Annotated in this window: 23 protein-coding genes; 15 read left to right on the top strand and 8 right to left on the bottom strand. The window is 57.5% G+C overall.

Annotated features, from left to right (window positions below; translation table 11 throughout):
* Window positions 1-49 precede the first annotated feature (49 nt).
* Entirely contained in the window at window positions 50-673 is a 624-nt protein-coding gene (locus KYK14_RS11055; RefSeq protein WP_185280929.1) for a deoxynucleoside kinase, read from the bottom strand.
* Between the two features lie 273 nt (window positions 674-946).
* On the opposite strand from KYK14_RS11055, the gene KYK14_RS11050 reads away from it, so the two are divergent.
* The gene (locus tag KYK14_RS11050; RefSeq protein ID WP_208308654.1) at window positions 947-1,384 is read left to right on the top strand and encodes a hypothetical protein; all 438 of its coding nucleotides are present in this window, start codon (window positions 947-949) and stop codon (window positions 1,382-1,384) included.
* A gap of 41 nt (window positions 1,385-1,425) precedes the next feature.
* On the opposite strand, the gene KYK14_RS11045 is transcribed toward KYK14_RS11050, so the two are convergent.
* Entirely contained in the window at window positions 1,426-2,076 is a 651-nt protein-coding gene (locus tag KYK14_RS11045; RefSeq protein WP_208308655.1) for a hypothetical protein, read from the bottom strand.
* A gap of 147 nt (window positions 2,077-2,223) precedes the next feature.
* Here KYK14_RS11045 and KYK14_RS11040 point away from each other — a divergent pair, with 147 nt between their 5' ends.
* On the top strand, window positions 2,224-2,742 hold the full coding sequence (locus KYK14_RS11040; RefSeq protein ID WP_219158875.1) for a GNAT family N-acetyltransferase: 519 nt from the start codon (window positions 2,224-2,226) through the stop codon (window positions 2,740-2,742).
* A gap of 67 nt (window positions 2,743-2,809) precedes the next feature.
* A complete protein-coding gene (locus tag KYK14_RS11035; protein ID WP_185280935.1) occupies window positions 2,810-3,040 on the top strand; it encodes a CDGSH iron-sulfur domain-containing protein in 231 nt (76 codons plus the stop codon).
* Window positions 3,041-3,201: 161 nt separating this feature from the next.
* Here the strand turns inward: KYK14_RS11035 and KYK14_RS11030 are convergent, their stop codons facing one another.
* A complete protein-coding gene (locus KYK14_RS11030; protein ID WP_219158874.1) occupies window positions 3,202-3,459 on the bottom strand; it encodes an acyl-CoA-binding protein in 258 nt (85 codons plus the stop codon).
* Between the two features lie 160 nt (window positions 3,460-3,619).
* On the opposite strand from KYK14_RS11030, the gene KYK14_RS11025 reads away from it, so the two are divergent.
* From KYK14_RS11025 to KYK14_RS11015, 3 genes are all read left to right on the top strand, one after another.
* Window positions 3,620-4,678 (top strand): sodium:calcium antiporter, encoded by a 1,059-nt coding sequence (locus tag KYK14_RS11025; protein ID WP_219158873.1) that lies wholly within the window; start codon window positions 3,620-3,622, stop codon window positions 4,676-4,678.
* 79 nt (window positions 4,679-4,757) lie between these two features.
* Window positions 4,758-5,288: a CinA family protein gene (locus KYK14_RS11020; protein WP_185280938.1), complete on the top strand. Its 531-nt coding sequence runs from the start codon at window positions 4,758-4,760 to the stop codon at window positions 5,286-5,288.
* A 209-nt stretch (window positions 5,289-5,497) separates the two neighbouring features.
* Window positions 5,498-6,127 carry a hypothetical protein gene (locus tag KYK14_RS11015; RefSeq protein WP_185280939.1) on the top strand — a complete coding sequence of 210 codons (630 nt, stop codon included), beginning with the start codon at window positions 5,498-5,500 and terminating at the stop codon, window positions 6,125-6,127.
* A gap of 14 nt (window positions 6,128-6,141) precedes the next feature.
* On the opposite strand, the gene KYK14_RS11010 is transcribed toward KYK14_RS11015, so the two are convergent.
* Window positions 6,142-7,170 (bottom strand): hypothetical protein, encoded by a 1,029-nt coding sequence (locus KYK14_RS11010; protein WP_219158872.1) that lies wholly within the window; start codon window positions 7,168-7,170, stop codon window positions 6,142-6,144.
* 135 nt (window positions 7,171-7,305) lie between these two features.
* On the opposite strand from KYK14_RS11010, the gene KYK14_RS11005 reads away from it, so the two are divergent.
* Together KYK14_RS11005 and KYK14_RS11000 are read left to right on the top strand one after the other, a co-directional pair.
* Window positions 7,306-8,529, top strand: a complete 1,224-nt coding sequence (locus KYK14_RS11005; RefSeq protein WP_185280941.1) for a zinc dependent phospholipase C family protein — start codon at window positions 7,306-7,308, stop codon at window positions 8,527-8,529.
* Window positions 8,530-8,656: 127 nt separating this feature from the next.
* Entirely contained in the window at window positions 8,657-9,403 is a 747-nt protein-coding gene (locus KYK14_RS11000; protein WP_219158871.1) for a peptidylprolyl isomerase, read from the top strand.
* 219 nt (window positions 9,404-9,622) lie between these two features.
* On the opposite strand, the gene KYK14_RS10995 is transcribed toward KYK14_RS11000, so the two are convergent.
* Together KYK14_RS10995 and KYK14_RS10990 are read right to left on the bottom strand one after the other, a co-directional pair.
* A complete protein-coding gene (locus KYK14_RS10995) occupies window positions 9,623-11,734 on the bottom strand; it encodes a M13 family metallopeptidase (RefSeq protein ID WP_219158870.1) in 2,112 nt (703 codons plus the stop codon).
* A 271-nt stretch (window positions 11,735-12,005) separates the two neighbouring features.
* Window positions 12,006-14,132, bottom strand: coding sequence for a M13 family metallopeptidase (locus KYK14_RS10990; RefSeq protein WP_219158869.1), 2,127 nt, complete (start codon window positions 14,130-14,132; stop codon window positions 12,006-12,008).
* A gap of 169 nt (window positions 14,133-14,301) precedes the next feature.
* Between KYK14_RS10990 and xseA the strand changes: the two genes are divergently transcribed.
* The 6 genes from xseA (at window position 14,302) to KYK14_RS10960 (ending at window position 18,673) form a co-directional block, all read left to right on the top strand.
* A complete protein-coding gene (xseA, locus tag KYK14_RS10985; RefSeq protein WP_219158868.1) occupies window positions 14,302-15,837 on the top strand; it encodes an exodeoxyribonuclease VII large subunit in 1,536 nt (511 codons plus the stop codon).
* A gap of 55 nt (window positions 15,838-15,892) precedes the next feature.
* Complete coding sequence (gene xseB, locus KYK14_RS10980) at window positions 15,893-16,111, top strand: exodeoxyribonuclease VII small subunit (RefSeq protein WP_258048891.1); 219 nt, start codon at window positions 15,893-15,895, stop codon at window positions 16,109-16,111.
* 107 nt (window positions 16,112-16,218) lie between these two features.
* Window positions 16,219-16,623, top strand: coding sequence for a hypothetical protein (locus KYK14_RS10975; protein ID WP_219158867.1), 405 nt, complete (start codon window positions 16,219-16,221; stop codon window positions 16,621-16,623).
* 402 nt (window positions 16,624-17,025) lie between these two features.
* Entirely contained in the window at window positions 17,026-17,358 is a 333-nt protein-coding gene (locus KYK14_RS10970; protein WP_219158866.1) for a hypothetical protein, read from the top strand.
* Window positions 17,359-17,451: 93 nt separating this feature from the next.
* Complete coding sequence (locus KYK14_RS10965) at window positions 17,452-18,297, top strand: sensor histidine kinase (protein WP_185280949.1); 846 nt, start codon at window positions 17,452-17,454, stop codon at window positions 18,295-18,297.
* Window positions 18,260-18,673: a response regulator gene (locus KYK14_RS10960; protein ID WP_185280950.1), complete on the top strand. Its 414-nt coding sequence runs from the start codon at window positions 18,260-18,262 to the stop codon at window positions 18,671-18,673. The genes KYK14_RS10965 and KYK14_RS10960 overlap by 38 nt, the downstream gene beginning before the upstream one ends.
* A 165-nt stretch (window positions 18,674-18,838) precedes the next feature.
* On the opposite strand, the gene KYK14_RS10955 is transcribed toward KYK14_RS10960, so the two are convergent.
* Window positions 18,839-20,071, bottom strand: a complete 1,233-nt coding sequence (locus KYK14_RS10955) for a 3-phosphoshikimate 1-carboxyvinyltransferase (protein ID WP_246601795.1) — start codon at window positions 20,069-20,071, stop codon at window positions 18,839-18,841.
* Window positions 20,072-20,167: 96 nt separating this feature from the next.
* A complete protein-coding gene (gene aroB / locus KYK14_RS10950) occupies window positions 20,168-21,214 on the bottom strand; it encodes a 3-dehydroquinate synthase (RefSeq protein WP_219158865.1) in 1,047 nt (348 codons plus the stop codon).
* Window positions 21,215-21,355: 141 nt separating this feature from the next.
* Here aroB and KYK14_RS10945 point away from each other — a divergent pair, with 141 nt between their 5' ends.
* Window positions 21,356-21,805, top strand: coding sequence for a hypothetical protein (locus KYK14_RS10945; protein WP_219158864.1), 450 nt, complete (start codon window positions 21,356-21,358; stop codon window positions 21,803-21,805).
* The last annotated feature ends 36 nt before the right edge of the window (window positions 21,806-21,841 follow it).

Raw genomic sequence — 21,841 nt, 5'->3', positions numbered from 1 at the left:
CGCAAGCTCAGGATGACAGCCGGCTTTTTATTTCACCACTTCACCATTCCTAAAACAGCCCAAACAACGTGCTGTTAATCCGCTCGATGACGATGCCCAGGTCCTCGGGATTGTTCACGTAGTCGAGGTTGTTGACATCAACGACCAGCAGCTTGCCGTTTTTGTAGCCGCTGATCCACTTTTCGTAGTGCTCGTTGAGGTTTTTGAGGTATTCGATTTTGATGTTGTTCTCGTAGTCGCGGTTGCGCTTCTCGATCTGTTGGATGAGCTTGGGTAGGTCGGCTTTGAGATAGAGCAGCAGATCGGGCGCGTCTACCATGCTAATCATCGATTCGAACAGATTGCAGTAGTTCTGGTAGTCGCGCTCCGTCATCAGGCGCGACTCGTGTAGGTTGGCCGCGAAGATGTGCGCATCTTCATAGATGGTCCGGTCCTGAATCACGCCTTTGCCGGCCTGTTGCAGCTTCTTGATGCGCTGCACCTGCCGGAAGCGACTGTTCAGGAAGTAGACCTGGAGGTGAAAAGCCCAGCGTGGCATGTCGTCATAGAAATCCTTGAGGTAGGGATTGTCGTCGACGTCCTCCAGAAACACTTCCCAGTTGAAGTGGTGGGCCAACTTGTTGGCCAGCGTGGTTTTGCCGGCCCCGATATTGCCAACGATGGCGATGTGCATGAGTGTAAAAAAGCAGGTAGCAGAAGAAAAAAGAGAACCACAAAAGTAACGGAAAGCCAGCAACCATGTGGCTGCCTTTTGCTAGCAGTACACAGTAGTTGGCTACTATTTATACTGCAACAAAAACCGTATATTGTTCTACTACTCCGCTTTCTCTTTTTGCTGCTGATAAGGAGCCACATCCTATACCCTGCACGCACTGCCTTCAGGATTTATCACACTTACCTGTTACTGCCTATTCCTTTTCTATCCACTCTTTAGCTGGTTATGGCTATGGCTATTGCTTACCCACTCTCCACCGACTGCTACCCCGTGCACGACGTACTCGGCCAGCTCATTGCCACTGCTCACTATCATGTCCAGGATGAGCTGCTGTACGTGGTCTGGACGGGCCATATTACCAACGTGGAGGTGATACAGGTAGCCGAAGCCTTTTTGCAGCTTCAAACCATCCGGACCATCCGGCGCCTTTATAACGATAAGACAGCTACCACCGGCGACTGGGCCGAAGCCCTACCCTGGCTGGAGTTTGAGTGGCTGCCCAAAGCCATCCTCAACGGCCTGTGTGCCATTGCCTACGTCTTGTCGCCGGATGTTTCCAACCAGCTCATCAGCCGGCGGTTCGCCGACCGGGTGCGCTTGCACCTACCCATTCAGCTTTTCTACGACTACGACAAAGAAACGGCCCTGACTTGGCTCCGGACCCAATAAATCCGGCACCATGCCAGGGCCGCTTGTACTCGACTACCCGACTACTTATCGTCCGTCACGATGTCTTTCATGCTGCGGGCCTTTTCGAAGGTCCGGAACTCGCCCTGCCAAGAGCGGATGCGCAGGCGGTCCTCCATGGCAATCTCGCTGCGCACCTGGCTGTAGCGGGCGTTAAGGGCACTCAGCACAGTGCTGGCTTCGGCCCATTCGGCGTCGGTCCATTGGCGACGCTGGGCGCGAGTGGCGTCAATAAAGCGCGAGTACAAATCTACCATTTCCGAGCCACGGGCTTTGCTGATTTGCACGTCTTCGTTCAGCAAGCGGCGCTGGGCTTGCTGCGCGGTGGTAGGCTGTGTAGCTTGTGCCTCCAGGCGCTGCTGCTCGGCGGCCCACTCTTGGTAACGCGTCTTCTGCTGCGCATACTCGCGCTTCGACTGCGTGGAGAGGCTGTCGGTGGCGCGGTCGAGGCGCTGGCTCTGGCGGTCAAAATTAGATTTCAACGAAGGCCAGTTGCGGCGGGCGCTGGCGTCGGCTTTGTCTACCTGCTGGTTCACCCAGGCCGAGAAATTGCGCAATTCCGTTTCGGCTTTCGACTGCGTGTGGTTGGACGTGGTGGTTTGCGCGGTGGCAGGAGCAAGCGGTAGCAAAGCGCTAGCCGCAGCCAGTAAAAAGGAGAAAGCGTGTTTTTTCATTTTCGTAAGAAAACGGGCCGAAGCCGCTGGTACAGACGGGCCAGCCCCAGCCGGCCCTACCCTCCCAACGACAATTTCCGGCCCAAAGATGTAATGGAGCTCAGGTAAAGTTCGCTTTTTCCGCGAAAAATGCCGTTTTTGCAGTCTATGTCCGCCTCTTCACCTGTTGCCGTTGCCGTTCAGCCTGCCACCCTGGCGGATATTCCTACCATCATCACGCTGGCCGAAGCTACCTGGGAACCTACCTACCGATTTATCCTTTCCAAGGAACAGATCGACTACATGTACCGGGTAATTTACACGCCCGCCTCCCTGCACCGCCAAATGACCGACGACCAACACAGCTTTTTGCTGCTGCTGGTAGAAGGACACCCGGCCGGCTACGCGTCGTTTTCGCCTTTGCTTACGGGCGAGGACCTGTATAAGCTCCACAAAATCTATGTGCTACCCTCGCATCAGGGGCAGGGCCTGGGGCAGCGGCTGGTAGAAGAAGTGGAAAATGCTGTACGCGCCGCTGGCGGGCACACTCTGGAACTGAACGTAAACCGCTACAACCCAGCGGTGTCGTTCTATGAGCGCTTGGGCTACCAGCGCCACAGCGAGGACGATATTCCGATTGGGCCCTACTGGATGAATGATTTTATCCTGCGGAAGGAGCTAGCGTAGCGCCCCAGCGCAGCCGGTTGCCATCCCGACGAGTATCTTTACGGTTCACCAAACCTACTTTTTCAAGATGGCAACCAAACTTACGGTTCTCAACAATGGCTCGTTGCGCGTAGAGGGCAACGATTTTGAGCTGGTAGACGCGCAAGGCAACCCCTACGGCCTAGGCGGCCGCGAGCGAATCAGCATCTGCCGCTGCGGCCTGTCGGCCCAGAAACCCTTCTGCGACGGCTCCCACAAAGGCCACTTCGAGCACGACGCCAAAGCCTTCGACCTTCCCGCTCCTAAGCCAGTGAACTAGTGAGATGGTGAATAGAAAAATACGCCTGTCATCCTGAGCGCAGCGAAGGACCTTCTCACGCGTGAACGATATTCGTAACAACGACTCGTTCTCATGTGAAAAGGTCCTTCGCTGCGCTCAGGATGACAAACGTATTTTTCTATTCATCACTCACCATCTCACTAATTCGCCATCAAAGAGTCGACCAGCGCCACGTATTCCTGGCGGGCCGACTCTTTGCTTTTGCCGCTGAGGCCGGCCCAGGCGTCGTATTTGGCAATGGCTTTGAAATCGAAGCCACTGGGGCGGGTGCCTGTTACGTCGCCTTCGGTGGCTTGTTTGTAGAGTGCATAGAGCTGGAGCAGCACCGTGTTGGAGGGCTTGCTGGGGAGTTGCTGGGCGCGTTGGGCAGCGGCTTCAAATTCTTCCTGCGTGGTCATAGAAACTGATTTGATAAAGAAGTAGACAATGCGGGCAAGTTACAGAAAGGCGGGAAAGAATGCTGCATGCAGCATTCTTTCCCGCCTTTCTGTGTGGGTAGTATACCGGTTGAGCTAGACTACGTACTATTGCCATCATCGCTAAAATGCTGCTTATCTCATGTCCCACCTCTCGCCCGCGCTACTGGTAGCGCTATTTGCCGTTGCTGCCATAGTGGTATGGCAGGCCGGCACCTACCTTTCCGATACCACCGATGTACTGTCGCAGCGCCTGAAGCTGGGCGACGCGCTAGGCGGCCTGCTGCTACTAGCCATTGTGACCAACCTTCCGGAGCTTGTGATTACCGTAAGTGCAGCCATGCGTGGGCAATTAGCCCTGGCCGTAGGCAATCTACTGGGTGGCATAGCCGTACAAACGCTGGTATTGGTGGCACTAGATGCTTTCGGCCAGGGCCACGACAAGCCACTTACGTACCGCGTGCACACCCTGAAACCCGTATTGGAAGCGTTGCTGGTGGTGGCAGTACTCACGACGGTAGTGCTGGGGACGCAGCTACCGGCAGCCTTGCTAGGCGGGCGTGTGTCGCCGGCCGAGGTGGTGCTGGTGCTGCTGTGGATGGGCGGTGTTTTCCTTGTTGGCAAGGCTGAGCACGGCTTACCCTGGCTGGCTCACGCCCCAGCCGCTGCCACCGGCCATCCCAAAACTCCGGACACTACGCAACAAAAGCAGAAGCCCTTCACCAATAGTAGCACCAAGCGCGTAGCGCTGGTATTTGGCGCGGCGGCTCTGGCTACGTTGCTGGCCGGCTGGGTGCTGGAAGTCAGCGGCGAGCAGCTGGCCGACCAGCTGGGCATGACCGGCTTGCTTTTTGGCGCCACGGTGCTGGCCGCGGCCACTTCCCTACCCGAAGTATCGACCGGGCTGGCGGCGCTGCAACTGGGCAAGCCGGAGCTGGTGGTGAGCGACATTTTTGGGGGCAATGCCTTTTTGCCTGTGTTGTTTTTGCTGGCCGCGCTGGTATCCGGCAAAGCGGTGCTGCCGCAGGCAAAGGCCTCCGATCTGTACCTCACCGGGCTGGGCATTTTGCTAAGCAGCGTGTACGCCGTGGGGCTGGTGTTTCGCTCGCGGCGGCAGGTAGGGCGTCTGGGGCTCGACTCGTGGGCGGTGCTCGTGTTGTATGTGCTAGGAATGCTGGGCCTGCTTTTTATCAAGCAGTGAGCCGTAGCTCCTCCATAACCAGCAACGAGGCAGGTCGTATCAACTAAGGGCCCATTTAGTCCTGCCAATCGCTTACGTTATGAAAAAATCAAAGGAACCAGATCTGGAAACACTGGTTAAACTGTGTCTGCAACACAAACTGACACTGGCGCTGGCTGAAAGCTGTACGTGCGGTTTAGTGGCCGCTCAGCTGGCACCTGTGCAAGGTGTGAGCGAAGTACTACTAGGTTCTGTTGTCACGTATCATGCAGAAGCCAAACAGAAGCTGCTGGGAGTCAAGAAAAGCACGCTAACGACATACTCGGCTGAAAGCCAGCAGACCACCAACGAAATGGCCCAAGGCCTACACCGCAAGCTACCAGCCGAAGTATGCGTAGCTGTAACAGGCCTGTGTGGCCCCGGCGCCTCCGAAAGCCCCGACAAGCCCGTCGGTACCGTTTTCGTGACCATTCTGCTGGAGGGACGCGCGCACGAGTACCGAGAGGAATTTCCTGGTACCGACGGCGAGCAGCTGCGCCAGCAAGCCGCCACGCTAGTCTACGAAAAGTTACTGGAGCTTCTCAAGCTCTACCAGGCCGATCCGTCTAAACAGACGGCTTTGGCTAAGTAGCGCTTCCCACACACTGCATTATTGCTTACAGGCTGTTGCTCGATGTAGTGGCAGCCTGTTTTTGCACATTTTAGCGAACCTCTTATATTAAAATAGGTTAATCAGATTATTTTTTCTATCCGTTCACAGACAGCTATTTATCTATCTGTATTTTCCATAGTATTGAAGTGTTTTACAATCTACCGCTAGGTTTTTTATTAGCACTTTTTATGAAATTAGTTACTATCGCCGCTATCGGTGGCTTGGTATCTCTTTGCTCCGTAGCATCCTACGGCCAAACCCAACAACTACCTATTGCTCCGGAAGCGCAATTACCAGCCAAGCCACAGGAGTACGCTTTGGAAAGCACGTATCGGACATCCTCTCTGAGCGTGGTGTTGGGCTGGGGCACGCCTTACGGCTGGGGCCTGGAATACAGCCACCTACTCCAGCCGAACTGGGATGTGAACGTAGGCCTAGGAGTGGGCATCAGCGGGGGCAAAATTGGAGTTGGTACTCGCTACTACCTCTCCCCCGAGCGCAAGTTCTCTCCCTTCTTCGGTGCCAATCTGGTCCGCTCGGGCCGCATCGACAATATTGAGCTAGACGTGAACGGGGAGCACACTGAGTACAGCATTCGTCCAAATGCCCTACTGCACCTACGCTCTGGGCTGCGCTGGCAGCCGGGCCACGTAGGCCTTATGGGCACACTAGGCTACGGTGCCCGCCTAAGCAATGACCCAATAGTCTATAGCACTAGCTACCCTACCCCATCGCCCATGCTGCGCAACTGGGCCAACAGTTTTGGCCCAGGGGGTATTGAGATTTCACTCGCACTGGTTATCGGCTTGGGTAGGTAGCACGGCCGATACGCCTACCGCTGCGGGCGCACCAGCATAATTTTCAGGTTCAGCCGCACCACGTCGCCCATGGTGCGGCAGCGGCTGAACTGCGTGGTGCCGTGGTGAGCGTTGAGGTCTTGCTTTAGCTGTGCGATTTTGTCGGGGGTAGATAGCTCGGCGCGGCGCATGCAGTCCATCAGGTCGCGGAGGCGGTAGCGCTCGGAGCGCACGCGCCGGGCCATGAGGGTGCGTTCCTCAGCCTGGTATTGGCGCACGGTATCGGGCTCCAGCCAGCGGCTGCATAGCTCCACCACAGGGCGGTTGTCTTTGAAAAATTGTGGCAGGTACATGGTTTTCCTACCCTCGTAGCTCTGCTGATCGAAGTCGATGGCGCGCACGCGGTATTGCTCGTCTTCGAAGTCAGGCGTCACGTCAATCACGTAGTTGTAGGCGCGCATATCGCCCAGCAAGCGGGCAAAGCACCGTTCGTTGAACTTCACGAATTCTTTGGCAATCCGCACCTGGTTGAGCTGGGGCGTGCGCAGCCGCGTGCGAATGAAGTCGTCGCCGGGAATGCCCACAATGTGCTCCTCAATCAGCGTTTCACCTTGTACCAGATAGTTCATGCTATTGGGTGAGAGCAGATGCTCCAGTTCCAGGCCGTACACGCGGGAGGCGTCGGCGCGCTTCACGTAGAAATAGTCGTAGTTGTCGTTGAGCTGGTTGACCACGCGCACCCGAAACGGGTTGCTGTTGCCGAAACGGCAGTAGTCAATGCGGTCGGCCAGCAGGTGCTCAGTGAACGACAGGTCGCCATCGGTTTTCAGCAGGGCGTATATTTCCGTCAGGCCGCGGGTTAGCTCCTGTAGCTCGCTGGGCTCGTAGTACACGGTTTCCCAGAGCGTGTCGCGGCCCTGACGGTCAAGCAGGGGGTAGGCGTTGCTCACGCGCAACAGATCGAGGTAGGAAATGGGCAGGTCCGTGGCGCGGTCGTACTGGCGCAGGTAGTGGCGCAGGGGCCCATCGAGTGGGTAGCTCTTTTTCTTTTTGGAAATTTCCACGGGATGAGGATGGGTAGGCGAAAAAATAGGACTAGGGCAGGAATCGGCGGAAAAACTAGGGCTCCGGTGGTCAGGCTCAGGTATTTAATTTCGAACTTCGCGGTACTTCCACCGTGTGTTGTTCTGTTCTCAAAGATGAAAAAACTCCTGACTCCACTGCTGCTTGCCGCGTTGGTGCTGCTGCCTACCCTGTCGCCGGGCTGGGGCTTTATGGGTCACCGCACCATTGCTCAGATTTCGGTATACGCGCTGCCCAAAGCCATGCAGCCGTTTTACTACCACTTTCTGCCGCGCCTGGTAACGCTCTCCACCGCTCCCGATGAGCGCCGCGACATTGACCCTACTGAGGCTCCCAAGCACTACATCGACATGGACCACTACGGCACCGACCCGTTTGGGGCCATGCCTAAAGCCTGGGAGAAAGCCGTGGCCAAGTACTCGGCCGATACCCTGCGCAAATATGGCACCGTGCCGTGGACGGTTATCGATCTGAAGGACCAGCTCACCCAAGCGTTCCGCGATGGTGATACCACCAATATCCTGAAGCTGTCGTCGGATTTGGGTCACTACATTGGCGACGCTTTTGTGCCACTGCACACCACGCAGAACTACGATGGTCAGATGACCAACCAAACCGGCCTGCACAGCCTGTGGGAGTCGAAGCTGCCGGAGCGCCACATTGCCAAGTACAAGCTCAACAGCGAAGAGGCCAAGTACGTGAAAGACCCACTGGCGGCTATTTGGCTGACCGTGCAGCAGTCGTACGGCTTCCTGGGCGCTACCTTCGACGAGGAGGAAAAGGTGAGCCTTAAGTACACCCCTGAAACCAAGTACAACTACTCGCACAAGTACGGTACTACCCGCCGCTCCTACTCCGACGCTTTCGCCGACTCCTACCACGACATTGTGGGCGGACAGGTGGCCTACCGCCTCAAGCAGGCGCCTACCCTAGTGGCCTCTATGTGGTATACCGCCTGGAAAGATGCCGGCAGCCCCAACCTAGATAAGCTGTTGGCCCACGAGCCGACCAAGGAAGAAAAGGATCGGCTGGCTTCTGATTTGAAACTTTGGAAAGACAACCAGCTAGTGCCTCAGCAGCGCCTGCTGGCCCTGGAGAAACCCAAAGCCGTAGCTCGCCCCGATCAGATTGGCGCTGCCACCGAGATGAGCACACCCGCCGCCGCCGACCTGGAAGAGAAGCCCCAAACTGCCCCAGCTGCCACTGCTGCGCCCGCCAAGACTGCGGCCCCTACCCCCGACAAAGTGAAGGTGAAAGTGAAGCCTGCCGCCGCTCCCGCCACCAAAACCAAAGTTAAAGCCAAGAAAGCCAGCGACGACTGGGGCACCGGCGGTTGGTAAGAATGGTGAAGTTGTAAAATTGTGAACTTGTGAATTGCTGTTCTTGCTGCGCGAAAGGCCATTGGCCGCGTAGTGAGAACAGCAATTTTTATTTTCACAACTTCGCCTTTCACAACTTCCCCTTCCTATGACCCGTCCGTTTCTGCTGGCTGCGCTGCTTCTGGGGCTGCTGCCGGCCTGCAACCAAAACCAACCAGAAACCGCCACCATCGCCCAGCAGCCTGCTACGCCGCCCCCCGTGCCCGGCCCCAGCCTCACGGCCCTGGCCGATAGCAACGTGGTAGCGCTGCTCACGCCCTACCTTCAGGAGCATCCCGGCTCGGAAATATTGCTGCACACGCGCCTGGGCACCATGCGCCTACGCCTATACGACGACACGCCCATTCATAAAGCCAATTTTCTGCTGCTGATTCGCAAGGGCGTGTTCAACGAAACACTGTTTCAGCGGGTAGAGAAAGGACTGGTCATTCAGGGCGGGCGTTCTACTAATCGCACCATTGCCATCAACCGCTACCGCCTACCCCCCGAAATGCGGCCCGAGCATTTCCACAAAAAAGGCGCCCTAGCCATGGCCCGCTACGACGATGAGCAGAACCCCGGTCAACTGTCGTCGGGCATTGATTTTTACATCGTGCAGGGTAAGAAGTGGGCCCCCAACCAGTCGAAGGCGTTGGCGGGGCGTAAGCTTACCCCGGCCCAAATTCAGACCTACGCCACCGAAGGCGGCCTACCCTCGCTGGACGGTAAGTATACGGTATTTGGGGAGGTAGTGGAAGGCCTGGACGTGCTGGACAAAATTGCCGACGAGCCGATTGACGCGTACAAATGGCCGAAGAAGGATGTGAATATGAAGATGGAGGTGGTAGGAGGGTAGGGCTGTCATCCTTTTGCTTTTTTCTTGTCATCCTGAGCGGAGCGAAGGACCTTCTCACGTAAGAACGACAAGCGTAACAACGACTCGTTCAACTGGCATAAGGTCCTTCGCAAGCTCAGGATGACAGGAGTATTTTGCCAACACAGAACCGCATACTTCATCCATAAAAAAAGCCCTGACGCTTCTGCGTCAGGGCTTTTTGTGTCAGCACGAGTGCGACTACCAAATACGGGCACGCACGTTTTCGGCGCGAACCATCTTGGCGTCCTGCTTGCATCCGAACGCCTCGTAGAACTGCGGCATGTTTTGCAACGGTCCTTCGGTGCGGAACTGAGCCGGGGAGTGCGGGTCGGTCATTACCTGCTGGCGCAGGTACTCGGGGCGAGCGTTGGTACGCCAGATCTGCGCCCACGCTAAGAAGAAGCGCTGCTGAGGCGTGTACCCGTCATAGTTGGGTACGTTCTTGCCGGCAATGGCTTTTTGCAAGGCCGTGTAAGCGATGTTCAGACCACCGATGTCGGCCAGGTTTTCACCCATGGTCAGCTTACCGTTTACAAACACTGAGTCCAGCGGCGAGAAGGCCGAGTACTGCTTATCTACCAGGTCGGCGCGCTGGGTGAATTTCTCGGCGTCTTCCTTGGTCCACCAGTCTTTGAGGTTGCCCTCGGAATCGTACTGGCGGCCCTGGTCGTCGAAGCCGTGGGTCATTTCGTGTCCAATCACGGCGCCCATGCCGCCGTAGTTCACCGCGTCGTCGGCCTTCGGATCGAAGAAGGGAGGCTGCATGATGCCGGCCGGGAACACGATTTCGTTCATCGGCGGGTTGTAATAGGCATTCACAGTGGGCGGCGTCATGCCCCACTCCGTGCGGTCAATTGGCTTGCCGTAGTGACCCACGTTGTCCTTATAGGCCCACTGGCGGGCGGCCAGCACATTGTTCAGGTACGACTCACGCGAGATGGTCAGAGCCGAGTAGTCCTTCCACTTGTCGGGGTAGCCGATTTTTACGCTGAAAGCATTCAGCTTCTTGAGGGCCTGCTCTTTGGTAGCAGCGCTCATCCAATCCAGGTTCTGAATGTGCTCGGCGAAGGCAGCGCGCAGGTTTTCTACCATCTGCTTGGCCTTGGCTTTGGCTTCGGGCGAAAACGCTTTGTCTACGTACAGCTGGCCGAAGGCTTCGCCCAGGGCACCGTCGGTGGCGCGCAGCATGCGCTTCCAACGAGGCTGCTGCTGCTTGGCGCCGCTCAGCACTTTCGAGAAAGCAAATGCCTCATCACCAAACGCCTTGGGTAGGGCTGAGGTCAGCGAAGTTGCCAAGTGCCAGCGCATGTAGGTTTTCAGATCGGCCAGTGGGGTCGACTTCAGCAGGGCGTTTTCGGCCTTGAAGAAATCGGGCTGACCCACAATCACCTCCTGGGCCGCGCTCAGGCCGTTTTGCTTGAGGGCGCCGGCCACATTCAGGTTGGGGTACTGCTGCTGCACCTGTGCCAGCGTCATCTTGTTGTAGTTGGCGTAGGGGTCGCGCAGGGCCACGCGGGTGCGGCTGGCCTGGGCCAACTTGGTTTCGAAGGCCAGCACCGTTTGGGCATTCTTCGCGGCTACGGCCGGCGAGTCGCCCAACAGCTTAAAGGTGTTGGTGAGGTAGGTAACGTAGGCCGTGCGGATGCTCTTGGAACGGGCGTCGTCCTTGAGGTAGTAGTCGCGGTCGGGTAGGGAGAGGCCGCCTTGGTACAGGCTCACGGCATACTGCGAGCTGATTTTATCGTCCTGCCCTACCCCGCTGTAATAGAATGCGCCGGTGCCGATGGTCTGCTCGCGGGCAATTTCAGCCTGCAAACTCTTCATGTCCTTCACGGCGGCAATCTTATTCAGCTCGGGCTGCAAGTATTTCAGGCCAGCCTTGTCAATCGCCACCGAGTCCATGGCCGAGGCGTAGTAGTCGCCTACCTTCTGGGCGTTGCTACCCTTGGCGGCCGTGGTGTTGGCGGCGGCTTCGTCCAAAATCTGCCGCATCACGGCGTTGTTCTTATCGGCCAACTCGTTGAACGAGCCCCAGCGCGACTCCGCATCCGGAATGGGGTTGTTCTTCAGCCAGCTACCCGAGGCAAACTGAAAGAAGTTGTCGCAAGGATTGGCTGATTGATCAATGTTGGCCACGTTCAGGCCAACTCCTTTGGGCGCATCGGCTTGGGTGGTAGCCGTAGCGGTAGGGGTAGTGGTTGCGGCAGCCGTATCAGTGGCCGTAGTAGTCGATTTCGACGAGCTACAGCCCGCCAGCGTCAGCCCGGCAGCGGCCACTACGGCCAGCGTCAGGCTATTTCGGTTCTTCATAGGTGGTAGAAAAAGGAGAAAAAATGGGAATTGGAGAAGCAAGATACGGAGGAAATCCTGTGCTCCTACCCAACAGATGTTTTGTACTATCTGGTGCCCGCAACGCAAAAAAGGCAGCCTGTGGGCTGCCTTCTCCATTTTTAAAGCACGTCCTGCTGAGCTTGTCGGAGCATTTCTACCGTTTCGTTGTAATCGTTAGAAAGTACTCTCAGTAGAGATGCTTCGACAGGCTCAGCAGGACGGTTTCACGAAACACTAGTCACCGTTCCGCCTACCAGATTTTAGCCCGCACGTTCTCGGCGCGCATCATTTTAGAACCTTGCTTGCACCCGAACGCCTCGTAGAACTCCGGCATGTTTTGCAGCGGCCCTACCGTGCGGAACATACCCGGCGAATGCGGATCGGTGAGTACCTGCTGGCGCAGCGCCTCGGGGCGCGAGTTGGAACGCCAGATTTGCGCCCAGGCCAGGAAGAAGCGCTGCTCGGGCGAGAAGCCGTCGTATTGCGGGCGCGGGCTGTTACCATATTTCTTATCGAGCTGCTTTTGCAGGGCCGTGTAGGCCAGGTTCAGCCCGCCCAGGTCGGCCAGGTTTTCGCCCATGGTGAGCTTGCCGTTCACGTACACCGAATCGAGCGGCGAGAAGGCCGAGTATTGGTTGCCTACCAGAGTAGCGCGCTGCGTGAACTTCTCCGCATCCTCCTTGGTCCACCAGTCGCGCAAGTTACCGGCGGCGTCGAATTGGCGGCCTTGGTCGTCGAAGCCGTGGGTCATTTCGTGTCCAATCACGGCGCCCATGCCGCCGTAATTCACCGCGTCATCGGCCTTTGGGTCGAAGAAGGGAGGCTGCATGATGCCGGCCGGGAACACGATTTCGTTCATCGACGGGCTATAATAGGCATTCACCGTGGGCGGCGTCATGCCCCATTCGGTGCGGTCGATGGGCTTGCCGTATTTCTCCACGTTGCGGGCGTAGTTCCATTTGCGCGCGGCCAGCACGTTGTTCAGGTAGGAGTCGCGCGAGATATTCAGGGTAGAATAATCTTTCCACTTATCGGGGTAGCCGATTTTTACGGTGAAGGCGTTCAGCTTTTTCAGGGCCTCGGCCTTGGTAGGCGCGCTCATCCAGGTGTTCTGCTGAATGTGCTCGGCAAACGACGCTTTCAGGTTGTTCACCATTTCCAGGGCCTTGGCCTTGGCTTCGGGCGAAAACGCTTTGTCGACATATAGCTGGCCAAAGGCTTCGCCCAGCGTGCCATCAGTGGCGGCACCCATGCGCTTCCAGCGGGGCTGCTGCTGCTTGGCGCCACTCAGCACCTGCGTGTAGCGGAAGGCTTCGTCGCCGTACGCTTTCGGCAAAGCCGAGGTCAGCGACGATACCAACTGCCAACGCAGGTAGGTTTTCATATCGGCCAGCGGAGTCGATTTCATCAGCCCATTTACCTCCTGAAAGAAAGCCGGCTGACCCACAATTACCTCCTGGGCCGCGCCCAGGCCATTTTGCTTGAGCAGGGTGGGTAGGGCGATGTTAGGGTATTTTTGGTTAAACTCCGCCAGCGGCATCTTATTGTAGTTGGCGTAGGGGTCGCGCAGCTCCACGCGGCTCTTGCTGGCCTTGGCGAGCTTGGTTTCCAGCGCCAGCACCGTTTGGGCGTTTTTGGCGGCCGTAGCCTCGCTGTCGCCCAGCAGTTTAAAGGTGTTGGTGAGGTAGTTTACGTAGGCGTTGCGCACGGTTTTGGAACGGCCATCGTCCTTGAGGTAGTAGTCGCGGTCGGGCATGGTGAGGCCGCCCTGGTTTAGGTTCACGGCGTACACTGAGCTGTTCTTGCGGTCCTGCCCTACCCCAGCCCGAAACAAGGGTCCGGTACCTAGCGTCTGCTGGCGGGCAATTTCCAGTTGCAGGCTTTTCTGGTCCTTCACGGCAGCAATCTTGTTCAGCTCGGGCTGCAAATATTTCAACCCGGCTTTGTCGATGGCCACCGAGTCCATACCCGAAGCGTAGAAGTCGCCTACCTTCTGGGCGTTGCTACCCTTGGCGGCCGTGGTATTGGCGGCGGCCTCCTGCAAAATCTGGCGAGTGGTGGCGTTGTTCTTGTTAGCCAACTCGTTGAACGAGCCCCAGCGCGACTCCGCATCCGGAATCGGGTTGTTTTTCACCCAGTTGCCAGAGGCAAACTCGTAGAAATCGTCGCAGGGGTTGGCCGATTTATCGAGGTTATTCACGTCGATGCCTATGCCTTTGGGTGCGTCGGCGGCGGCTGTCATGGCCGTGGCGGTGCTGGCCGTAGTCGTGTCAGCGGTAGCCGTAGTGGCCGTGGTGGTTTTGGAAGAATTACAACCGGCGGAAAGCAAGCCCGCTGCCGCCAGGGTCGCCAGCGTCAGGGTATTATAATTTTTCATGCGAAAGAGAACAGGTTTGGTAGTAGCAGAAAGAAGTGTAGGCCTACCATCGTTCGAGTAAGAACAATGTAGTGCATCGCCCAAAATACAAGTTATTCTCCATAAGACACTACCCTATAGCCAGCGTTGCATGCTATCTGACGCCGTCCAAATTGCGTATCTTGCACGAATGCCACCGCTCTACAACCGTCGTCCTGACTCTGGTTTGCCCGCTTCTGCTGGCCGGCCGCTGGTAGCCCTTCCCTTAGGGGAGTTGCTCACGCGGGTGCGCCAAGCCCTGAGCGAGCGGTTTGCGGAATCGTACTGGGTGGTGGCCGAAATTGCCGACCTTACCCTCCCTCGCTACGACGGCGCCCACTGCTACCTCGTGCTCACCGACCAGCACACCACTGGCCGCGGCGCCGAGCTAAAGGCTCAGGCCCGCGCCACCATCTGGAGCCAGCGCTACCAGCAGTTGGCGCCGGTTTTTGCCGAGCACACCGGCCAGGAGTTGCAGGTAGGGCTCAAGGTGATGCTGCGCGTGCAGGTGAAGTTTCACGAGCAGTACGGCCTTTCGCTGGATGTGGTAGCCCTCGACCCCAGCTACACGGTAGGCGACTTGGCCCGCCAGCGCCGCGAAACCATCCAAAAACTAGCCGCACAGGATTTGCTGGAGCGTCAGCAGCGCCTGCCCCTACCACTGGCCCCGCAGCGGCTGGCCGTTATTTCGTCGCCCACGGCAGCGGGCTTGCAGGACTTTATGCAGCAACTGCGCGAGGCGCCATATGCATTCGAGGTAACGCTGTTTGCTGCTTCGATGCAGGGCCAGGAGGCGCCTGCTAGTATTCGGGCGGCGCTAGATGCCGTGCGTCCCCAACGCCAACAGTTTGATGTGGTGGTGATTATCCGTGGCGGCGGTTCCAAAACCGATTTGCTGGCTTTTGATGATTTCGGGCTAGCGGCGGCCGTGGGCAGCTTTCCCCTACCCGTGCTCACCGGCATCGGGCACGAGCGCGACGAAGCCGTGCTCGACCTCACGGCCCACCTCAGCCTGAAAACCCCTACCGCCACGGCCGTCTTCCTAATTGAGCGCCTGGCTCGCCTCGATGCGGTGCTGAGCGGCTACGCTGGCCGCATCCGGGAGCTAGCCCAGGAGCAGGTTCGCGACCAGGAGCGCCACTTGCGCCGCCACGCCTTCACCATTCGCGACACGGCGCAGCAGCAGCTTCGCCAGCACCGCACCAACTTGCAGCAGCGCACTCGCCAAGCCGCTACCATTGCTCGCACCGAGCTGCGCCAGCAACACCGTGCGCTGGCCCGGGTGCGCCAGCGCCTACCCCGTGCCACAGCACGCGCCCTGGCGGGGCAGCAGCTACGGCTCCGGATGCTGGGCTACCGCCTCGCTCGACGCTTCCGGCGCCTACACCGTCGGCGCTCGGAGCAACTGGTGCACCACCGCTACCACGTGCAACTAGCCTCCGAGCGGCTGCTACACCGCGCCGAGCTACGCCTAACTCAGGCCACGGCCTACCGCGTGGCCGCTGCCGGCGCGGAAGAGGTAGCCCCCTCTACCCTACCCAATGCGGTGGAGTTGCTGCGACCTTCGGGCGCGCCCTTGTTGCCCGAGGAGCTGAGCGCGGGCACAGCTGTACTGCTGCGCCTACCCTCCGCTGAGTGGTATGCCCGTCTTACGGCCCCGCGCGCCACTCACCACCCAAAGGAATGACCGCCCACACTATTCCTTCCCCAATTTTTAATTCCTAATTCTTAATTATTCAACCGTGTCTGACCAGACCTATCGCCAAGCTATTGAGGAACTGGAAACCATCCTGCGCACGCTCGAAACCGACAGCGTAGACGTGGACGACCTCACGGCCCAGGTACAACGCTCCGCCGAACTGATTCGCTTGTGCAAGCAGAAGCTACGCGGCATTGAATCAACTATCGATCAGGTGTTTGAGAACCTGGACGAAGAGGATGATGAAGTAGACGAGGACTAGCAGCGCGAGCAAGCAGAGCAGCTACCTGTGCACTTGCTTGGCAGACATAGGAAGACGTGTATATTTGAAGAACGTTCTGTCTACCACACCTAGTTTGCCGCTTCACCATGTCCAATGCTTCCTCTCCCTATAGTTCTTCAGTAGGTAGCCCTATCCCGTTGGATACGGCCGCCAAATGGACCAAGAAGTATCAGCAAGAACACCCCGAGTTTGACGAAGACGGTGTAGCCCAGGAGCCTACCTACGCTACCTTTTTCGGCCGCAAAGCCATCAAAAAGCTCATGAAGCGCTGGGGCAAGCGTTGCGTGGGCATCCGCATCTACCAGGGCATCGACGATACCGACCCTACCACCACCAACCGCCGCCGCGTGGTGCTAGTAGCCGTCGATAAGCACGGCAACGACCTGCTGGATGTAAGCAAATGTGAAGATGGTTCGGTGGATAGCCCGGTGCTGGACAATGGAACTACCTGCCCAGATCATTGCTCGGACGACAGTCCGCTAGTGCATTAGATTGCTGCTATGCCTTGGTGGGATGCTTTGTTATACGCAATGGCCTTGGGGGCCGAGGCATTTGCCTTAGTGCCTTTCGCTACGGCTCTACCCCGCTTGCGTCATATACCCTATGCCTTTCGCCCTGTCTTTTCCTATACACTCGGCCTATTAGGAATCTGGTATTTAGGACGTTACGGACGGCTATACCTACACAATAATATTTTCTGCTTTCACCTCACTTCGATCTTAGAAATAAGCTTTCTATCACAAGTTTATTATCGTCTCGTTCCGAAGCCAACTTTTCGGCGAGTTGTGCAGATAGGCTATATTTTATTCCTGGGCATTGCATTCGGCGATGCTGTTTTCTGGCATGGGTTTATGAAAGGCGTGAATATATACGCGCGTACTTTCGGCAATCTGATGGTACTTACTTATGCTCTATATTATATTCTAATTCTGACTGAGGAACACGTACCCGTTATCGAGAAACGGCCCGACTTTTTGCTTTCTATCAGTGTCATTGTTTTCTACTCAGTGCCGCTAATAGTAGCCATCATCAACTCATATTTAGAGCAGTACAAAGCTTTCGACTTTCTGTTCCTCAATATGATTCCGTTCATCCTCTCGGCTGGGGTAGCGGCTATGTTTCAGGCGCTGATGTTTGCCCGGTTTCCGCTGGATCGGCCACCCCGGCAGGCGCTGCCCGAGTGGTTGCGGTGGCGCTGGCGGCCGCGCAGCATTCCGGCCAAGTAACGCAGCCGCACCATAGTACCAGCGCGCCGGGAAAATACATATCTTCGTAGCAGGCACAGCCCGTCGGGCCTATAGCCGCCTTTCAGTGTTGCTATGCCCGAATCGTTACTCCCTCTGGTTCTGATTACGCCGTTGCTGATGCTGCTTTCGGGTGGCATCATCGTCTTTGTAATTCGCTATCAGCGGCGGCTGTTTCGGCAGCAGGAGCAGATGCGTGCCGTGGAAGATACTGCCCAGCAGCAGGCGCTGGAAGCAGCCCTGCTGGCCCAGGAAGAGGAGCGCCGCCGCATTGCGGGTGAACTGCACGATGGGGTAGGCACTACCCTGGCCATCGTGAAGATGCACCTGAACGCCCTGTCCCGCCCCGACCTCACCCGCGACGCCACCGATTTGCTGGACCAAGTGATTGGTGAAGTACGCCGCATTTCACGCAACCTGCTGCCCGCTACCCTGCAAAAGTTCGGCCTACCCTTTGCCCTCGAAGCCCTGGCCCGCACCGTACCTGCCGATGGCCCTACCCGGGTGGTGATTACCCAGCACGGGCAGCCGCGCCGCCTCTCGGCCCAACAAGAGCTGATTATCTACCGCGTGGTGCAGGAACTGCTCGGCAACGGCCTGCGCCACGCTCAGGCCGCCAACATCGACATCACCGTCAACTTCGGCCCCGACTCGCTTTCTATCCAATATATTGATAACGGCGTGGGCTTCGATCCGGCGCTGGTAGAGGCTCAGCCGGCCGTGGGGGCGCGTATAGGACTGGGTTTCACCAACCTACGCAGCCGGGTAGCCGTATTGCGAGGTATGTTGCAACATGAATCGTCACCGGGCATGGGCAGCAGGGTTTGGATTTCCCTACCCCTTGAGTATCTTGCTTCCGATCCTGTTATTCCTGTCACCACCTATGAGCAACACCCCTATTCGCCTGGCGGTGGTCGATGATCATATATTATTTCGGAAAGGTCTACACGCGCTGCTCAGCGGTTTTGCGGGGATGGAGGTGCTGTTTGAAGCTGGTGACGGGGAGGAGCTACTAGAGCATTTCGATCAAGGCCTGGTGCCTGATGTGGTCCTGATGGACCTGCAAATGCCCAACCTCGACGGCCTCCAGACCACCCGCCTGCTACGCGCCCAATACCCGCACGTGCGCGTTATCATCATCTCAATGCACGACGAGCCGGACCTGATTGAGAGCTTACGCGCTGAGGGTGCCCACGGCTACCTACTCAAAAACGCCGACCCCGAACAAGTACAAAGCGCCATCCGCACAGTGATGCGCAATGGCAACGAGGCCTCCTCGCAGGTGCTGTACAAGTAACTCACCCTGGGGTAGAGACACAACATCTTGTGTCTCGTCGTTGCTGAGGTTGAGGTAAGGTTAACACGACATCAGGGCCGCCTAAACAGTAGGAACGCATGTTTGCGTCTCATCGTTGAACATTTGCCACCCGATTGTTCAACGACAAGACGCAAATATGCGTCTCTACTGCACCTCGAAACCCGCTTTTTGCAACTCGACCCAGAACTGGGGGTAAGACTTGCGCACCACTTGCGGCGCTTCTACTGTAAGGGCTCCGCGCATGGCTAGCGGGGCAAATGCCATGGCCATACGGTGGTCGTGGTAGGTAGCCACCGACTGGCCCCCTACCTTAAAATCGGTGGAGGACACCCGGAACCGACCGTCGCCTACATCCGTCAGCGCCCCGCCAAACTTCGCTAGCTCGGTTTGCAGCGCGGCAATGCGGTCGGTTTCTTTGATGCGTAGGCTTTCCAGACCCGTCATGTCGAACGGTACGTCTAGGGCAGCGGCCACTACGGCTACAGTTTGAGCCAAGTCGGGGCAGTCGGTGAAGTCCTGTGTGGCCGCCGTTGCCGGCGGAATCTGGGTGAGGCGTACGCCATCGGCTACGTACTCGGTAGCAACGCCCAACTGCGCCATAATGCCCACAATAGCCTGATCGCCCTGCAAGGAATATTCCCGCAAGCCCGGCAATGTAACTTCCGAGCCCTGCGGCCCCAAGGCTACCATGGCATACCAGTAGCTCGCCGCCGACCAGTCGCTTTCAATGGTGTAGTCGGCAGGTTGGTATGCCTGTGGGCGCACTTGCAGCACGCTCCCCAAGTCGCGGCAGTCGGCCCCGAAGTGCTGCATCAACGCCTGGGTCATCCGGATGTAAGGCCGCGAACCTACCTTGCCGGTCAGGCGCAAGAGCAGACCGTGCGGGAGTGTAGGCGCAATCATCAGCAAAGCCGAAATGTATTGGCTGCTGATGTCGCCGCGCACAGCCAGCTCCGGTATTTCTTCTTCGTTAGTGGTAGTCGTTTGCCATCCTTCTAGGCGAAGCGGTGGATAGCCCTCCTGGTTTTCATAGCTGATGGTGGCTCCTAATTCGCGCAGCGCGTCTACCAGCACCTTAATGGGCCGTTCCTGCATCCGGGCGGTGCCCGTGAGCAGGCCGTGGCTATCGGTCGCGGCGAGGTAGGCGGTCAGGAAGCGCATCACCGTACCGGCATCTTCCGCGTCAAACTCAGTGGCCGCGGGGTTGGCCAGCAGGCGCTGCATCAGCTGCGTATCGTTGGCATCGGATAGGTTGTCGAGCTGGCCGCCGCCTGCCAGCGCCCGAATGATAAGGGCACGATTACTTTCGCTTTTGGAAGCCGGCAGCTGCGCCGTGCCACTCAGGGGCTGGCCCGACCAGGTGAGGGTAGTAGACAAAGGATGTGCAGATTAGGTGTGAAAGGTCGAATAGGGTTGGCAGTTACACTTTTGTGCTTTGTGTTAACGCTTCAGCACAGGAAGCAAACCTTGTAGCTATTGGGCTATTTTCTGATAATAACGGAGCGAATCAGTTACATCCTGCATCGTAATGGGCTGGTCGTATACGGCGCGGCCAATGGCTTCTAGCAGTGTGCAATTGATGGTGGTCCCGGCGTTTTTCTTGTCCTGACGGGCATAGTCAGCAATGGCCTCCGTCTCTAATGTCACGAACGGCACCTTCTCGTAAATCGAGAACAAGAACGTTTCAATCTTATCCAGTTCCTCGGGGCTGAGGAGGCCTTTCTGAACTGATAGCCAGCTTTCGCAGACCATACCCGTGGCCACGGCCTCGCCGTGCAGAATCTCGCGGCCGGGCTGCGTGAGCAGGTAGCTTTCCAGAGCATGCCCTACCGTATGGCCGAAGTTCAGAATCTTGCGCAGCCCGCTTTCCAGCGGGTCTTGCGCCACAATGGCCTCCTTGGTAGCCACCGAAGCCCGGATAACCGGCGTCCAGTCCTCCACAAACAGGCCCGTGTAACGACCAGCGGCAAAGGCATCGGCATCGGCAATCAGCCAGTGCTTCACAATTTCCGCGTAACCCGATTTCAACTGCCGCGGGTCGAGCGTTTGCAGGAACTGCGGATCGATGAACACACCCGCCGGCTCCTGAAATACGCCAATGTGGTTTTTAAATCCCTGATAGTCAACGCCCGTCTTGCCCCCTACGCTGGCATCTACCTGCGCCAGCAGGGTAGTAGGCACCTGCACAAACCGAACGCCGCGCTTGTAGAGCGCCGCGCTGAAGCCGCCCAAATCCGTAACCACACCGCCCCCCAGGTTCACGACCACGGCAAACCGGTCGGCGCGTTGCGTCGTAAGTTCGTTCCACACCAACTCGCAGCTACTAAGCGTCTTGAACTCCTCCCCTGCCGGCAGCATCACTACGCTATGTTCTTCGGGCAGGTAGGGGCGCAGAATGGGATAGCACAGGCGTTGCGTATTGTCGTCCGTCACTACAACTACCTGCCCCATGGCAGGGCGAGCCAGCAGGGTAGCCAGCTCGGGCAACGAATTAGGTCCAATGGAAAGAGAAGCAGCCACGGCTATTGAATTTTCTGGTAGATTTTTTGCACAGAATCCGCAAGGACTTCGGTAAAAATAGCGTGATTTGCTGCAACCTTTCGCGGCTTTATCGAATCATACTAGTGCGGGGCTTTTACTACGTTATTTAAGTATCTATCTATGAATGTTCTATACCAAAAAGGTGGCGCTGTGCTTCTTTGTGTGGGCAGCTTATTCACAACAGGTTGTAGCCGAGATTCGGTGGCGGGTGTGGAAGACCAATTGGTAGGCCGCTGGGAATGGGTGGAAACTACCCTGCCTACAGACTCTCTGAAGCTGACACCTGCCCTGGTAGGCCATACCAGCGCCGTAGAATTTGACCGGCGTGGCCGGGCCCGTTTCTACCAAGACAACTCTATGACTGGCGCCGCGCAGTTTACCCTGCGCCGCCGCAGCCACCGCAAGCAACTGATTGTGTACCACGGCTACCGGGCGCACCAGTTCTATACGGTTGTAGGCAACCACCTCTACCTGCGCGATACAGACGCTGAGGGCCGGGGGCACCTGTTTGCCCGCAAACGGCCGGTCTCGTCTGTGGCGGGAAATACCGTTTCCTACCCTACCCAATAGCACTAGCAGCGGCTGGCCAAGACGCCCCTAAGCAGG

Origin of the sequence: Hymenobacter profundi (assembly GCF_019334315.1) — a bacterium.
In the GTDB taxonomy this organism is placed as follows: Bacteria; Bacteroidota; Bacteroidia; order Cytophagales; family Hymenobacteraceae; genus Hymenobacter; species Hymenobacter profundi.
The sequence above is the reverse complement of the archived record's forward strand: the minus strand, read 5'-3'. Positions and strand labels throughout refer to the sequence as shown.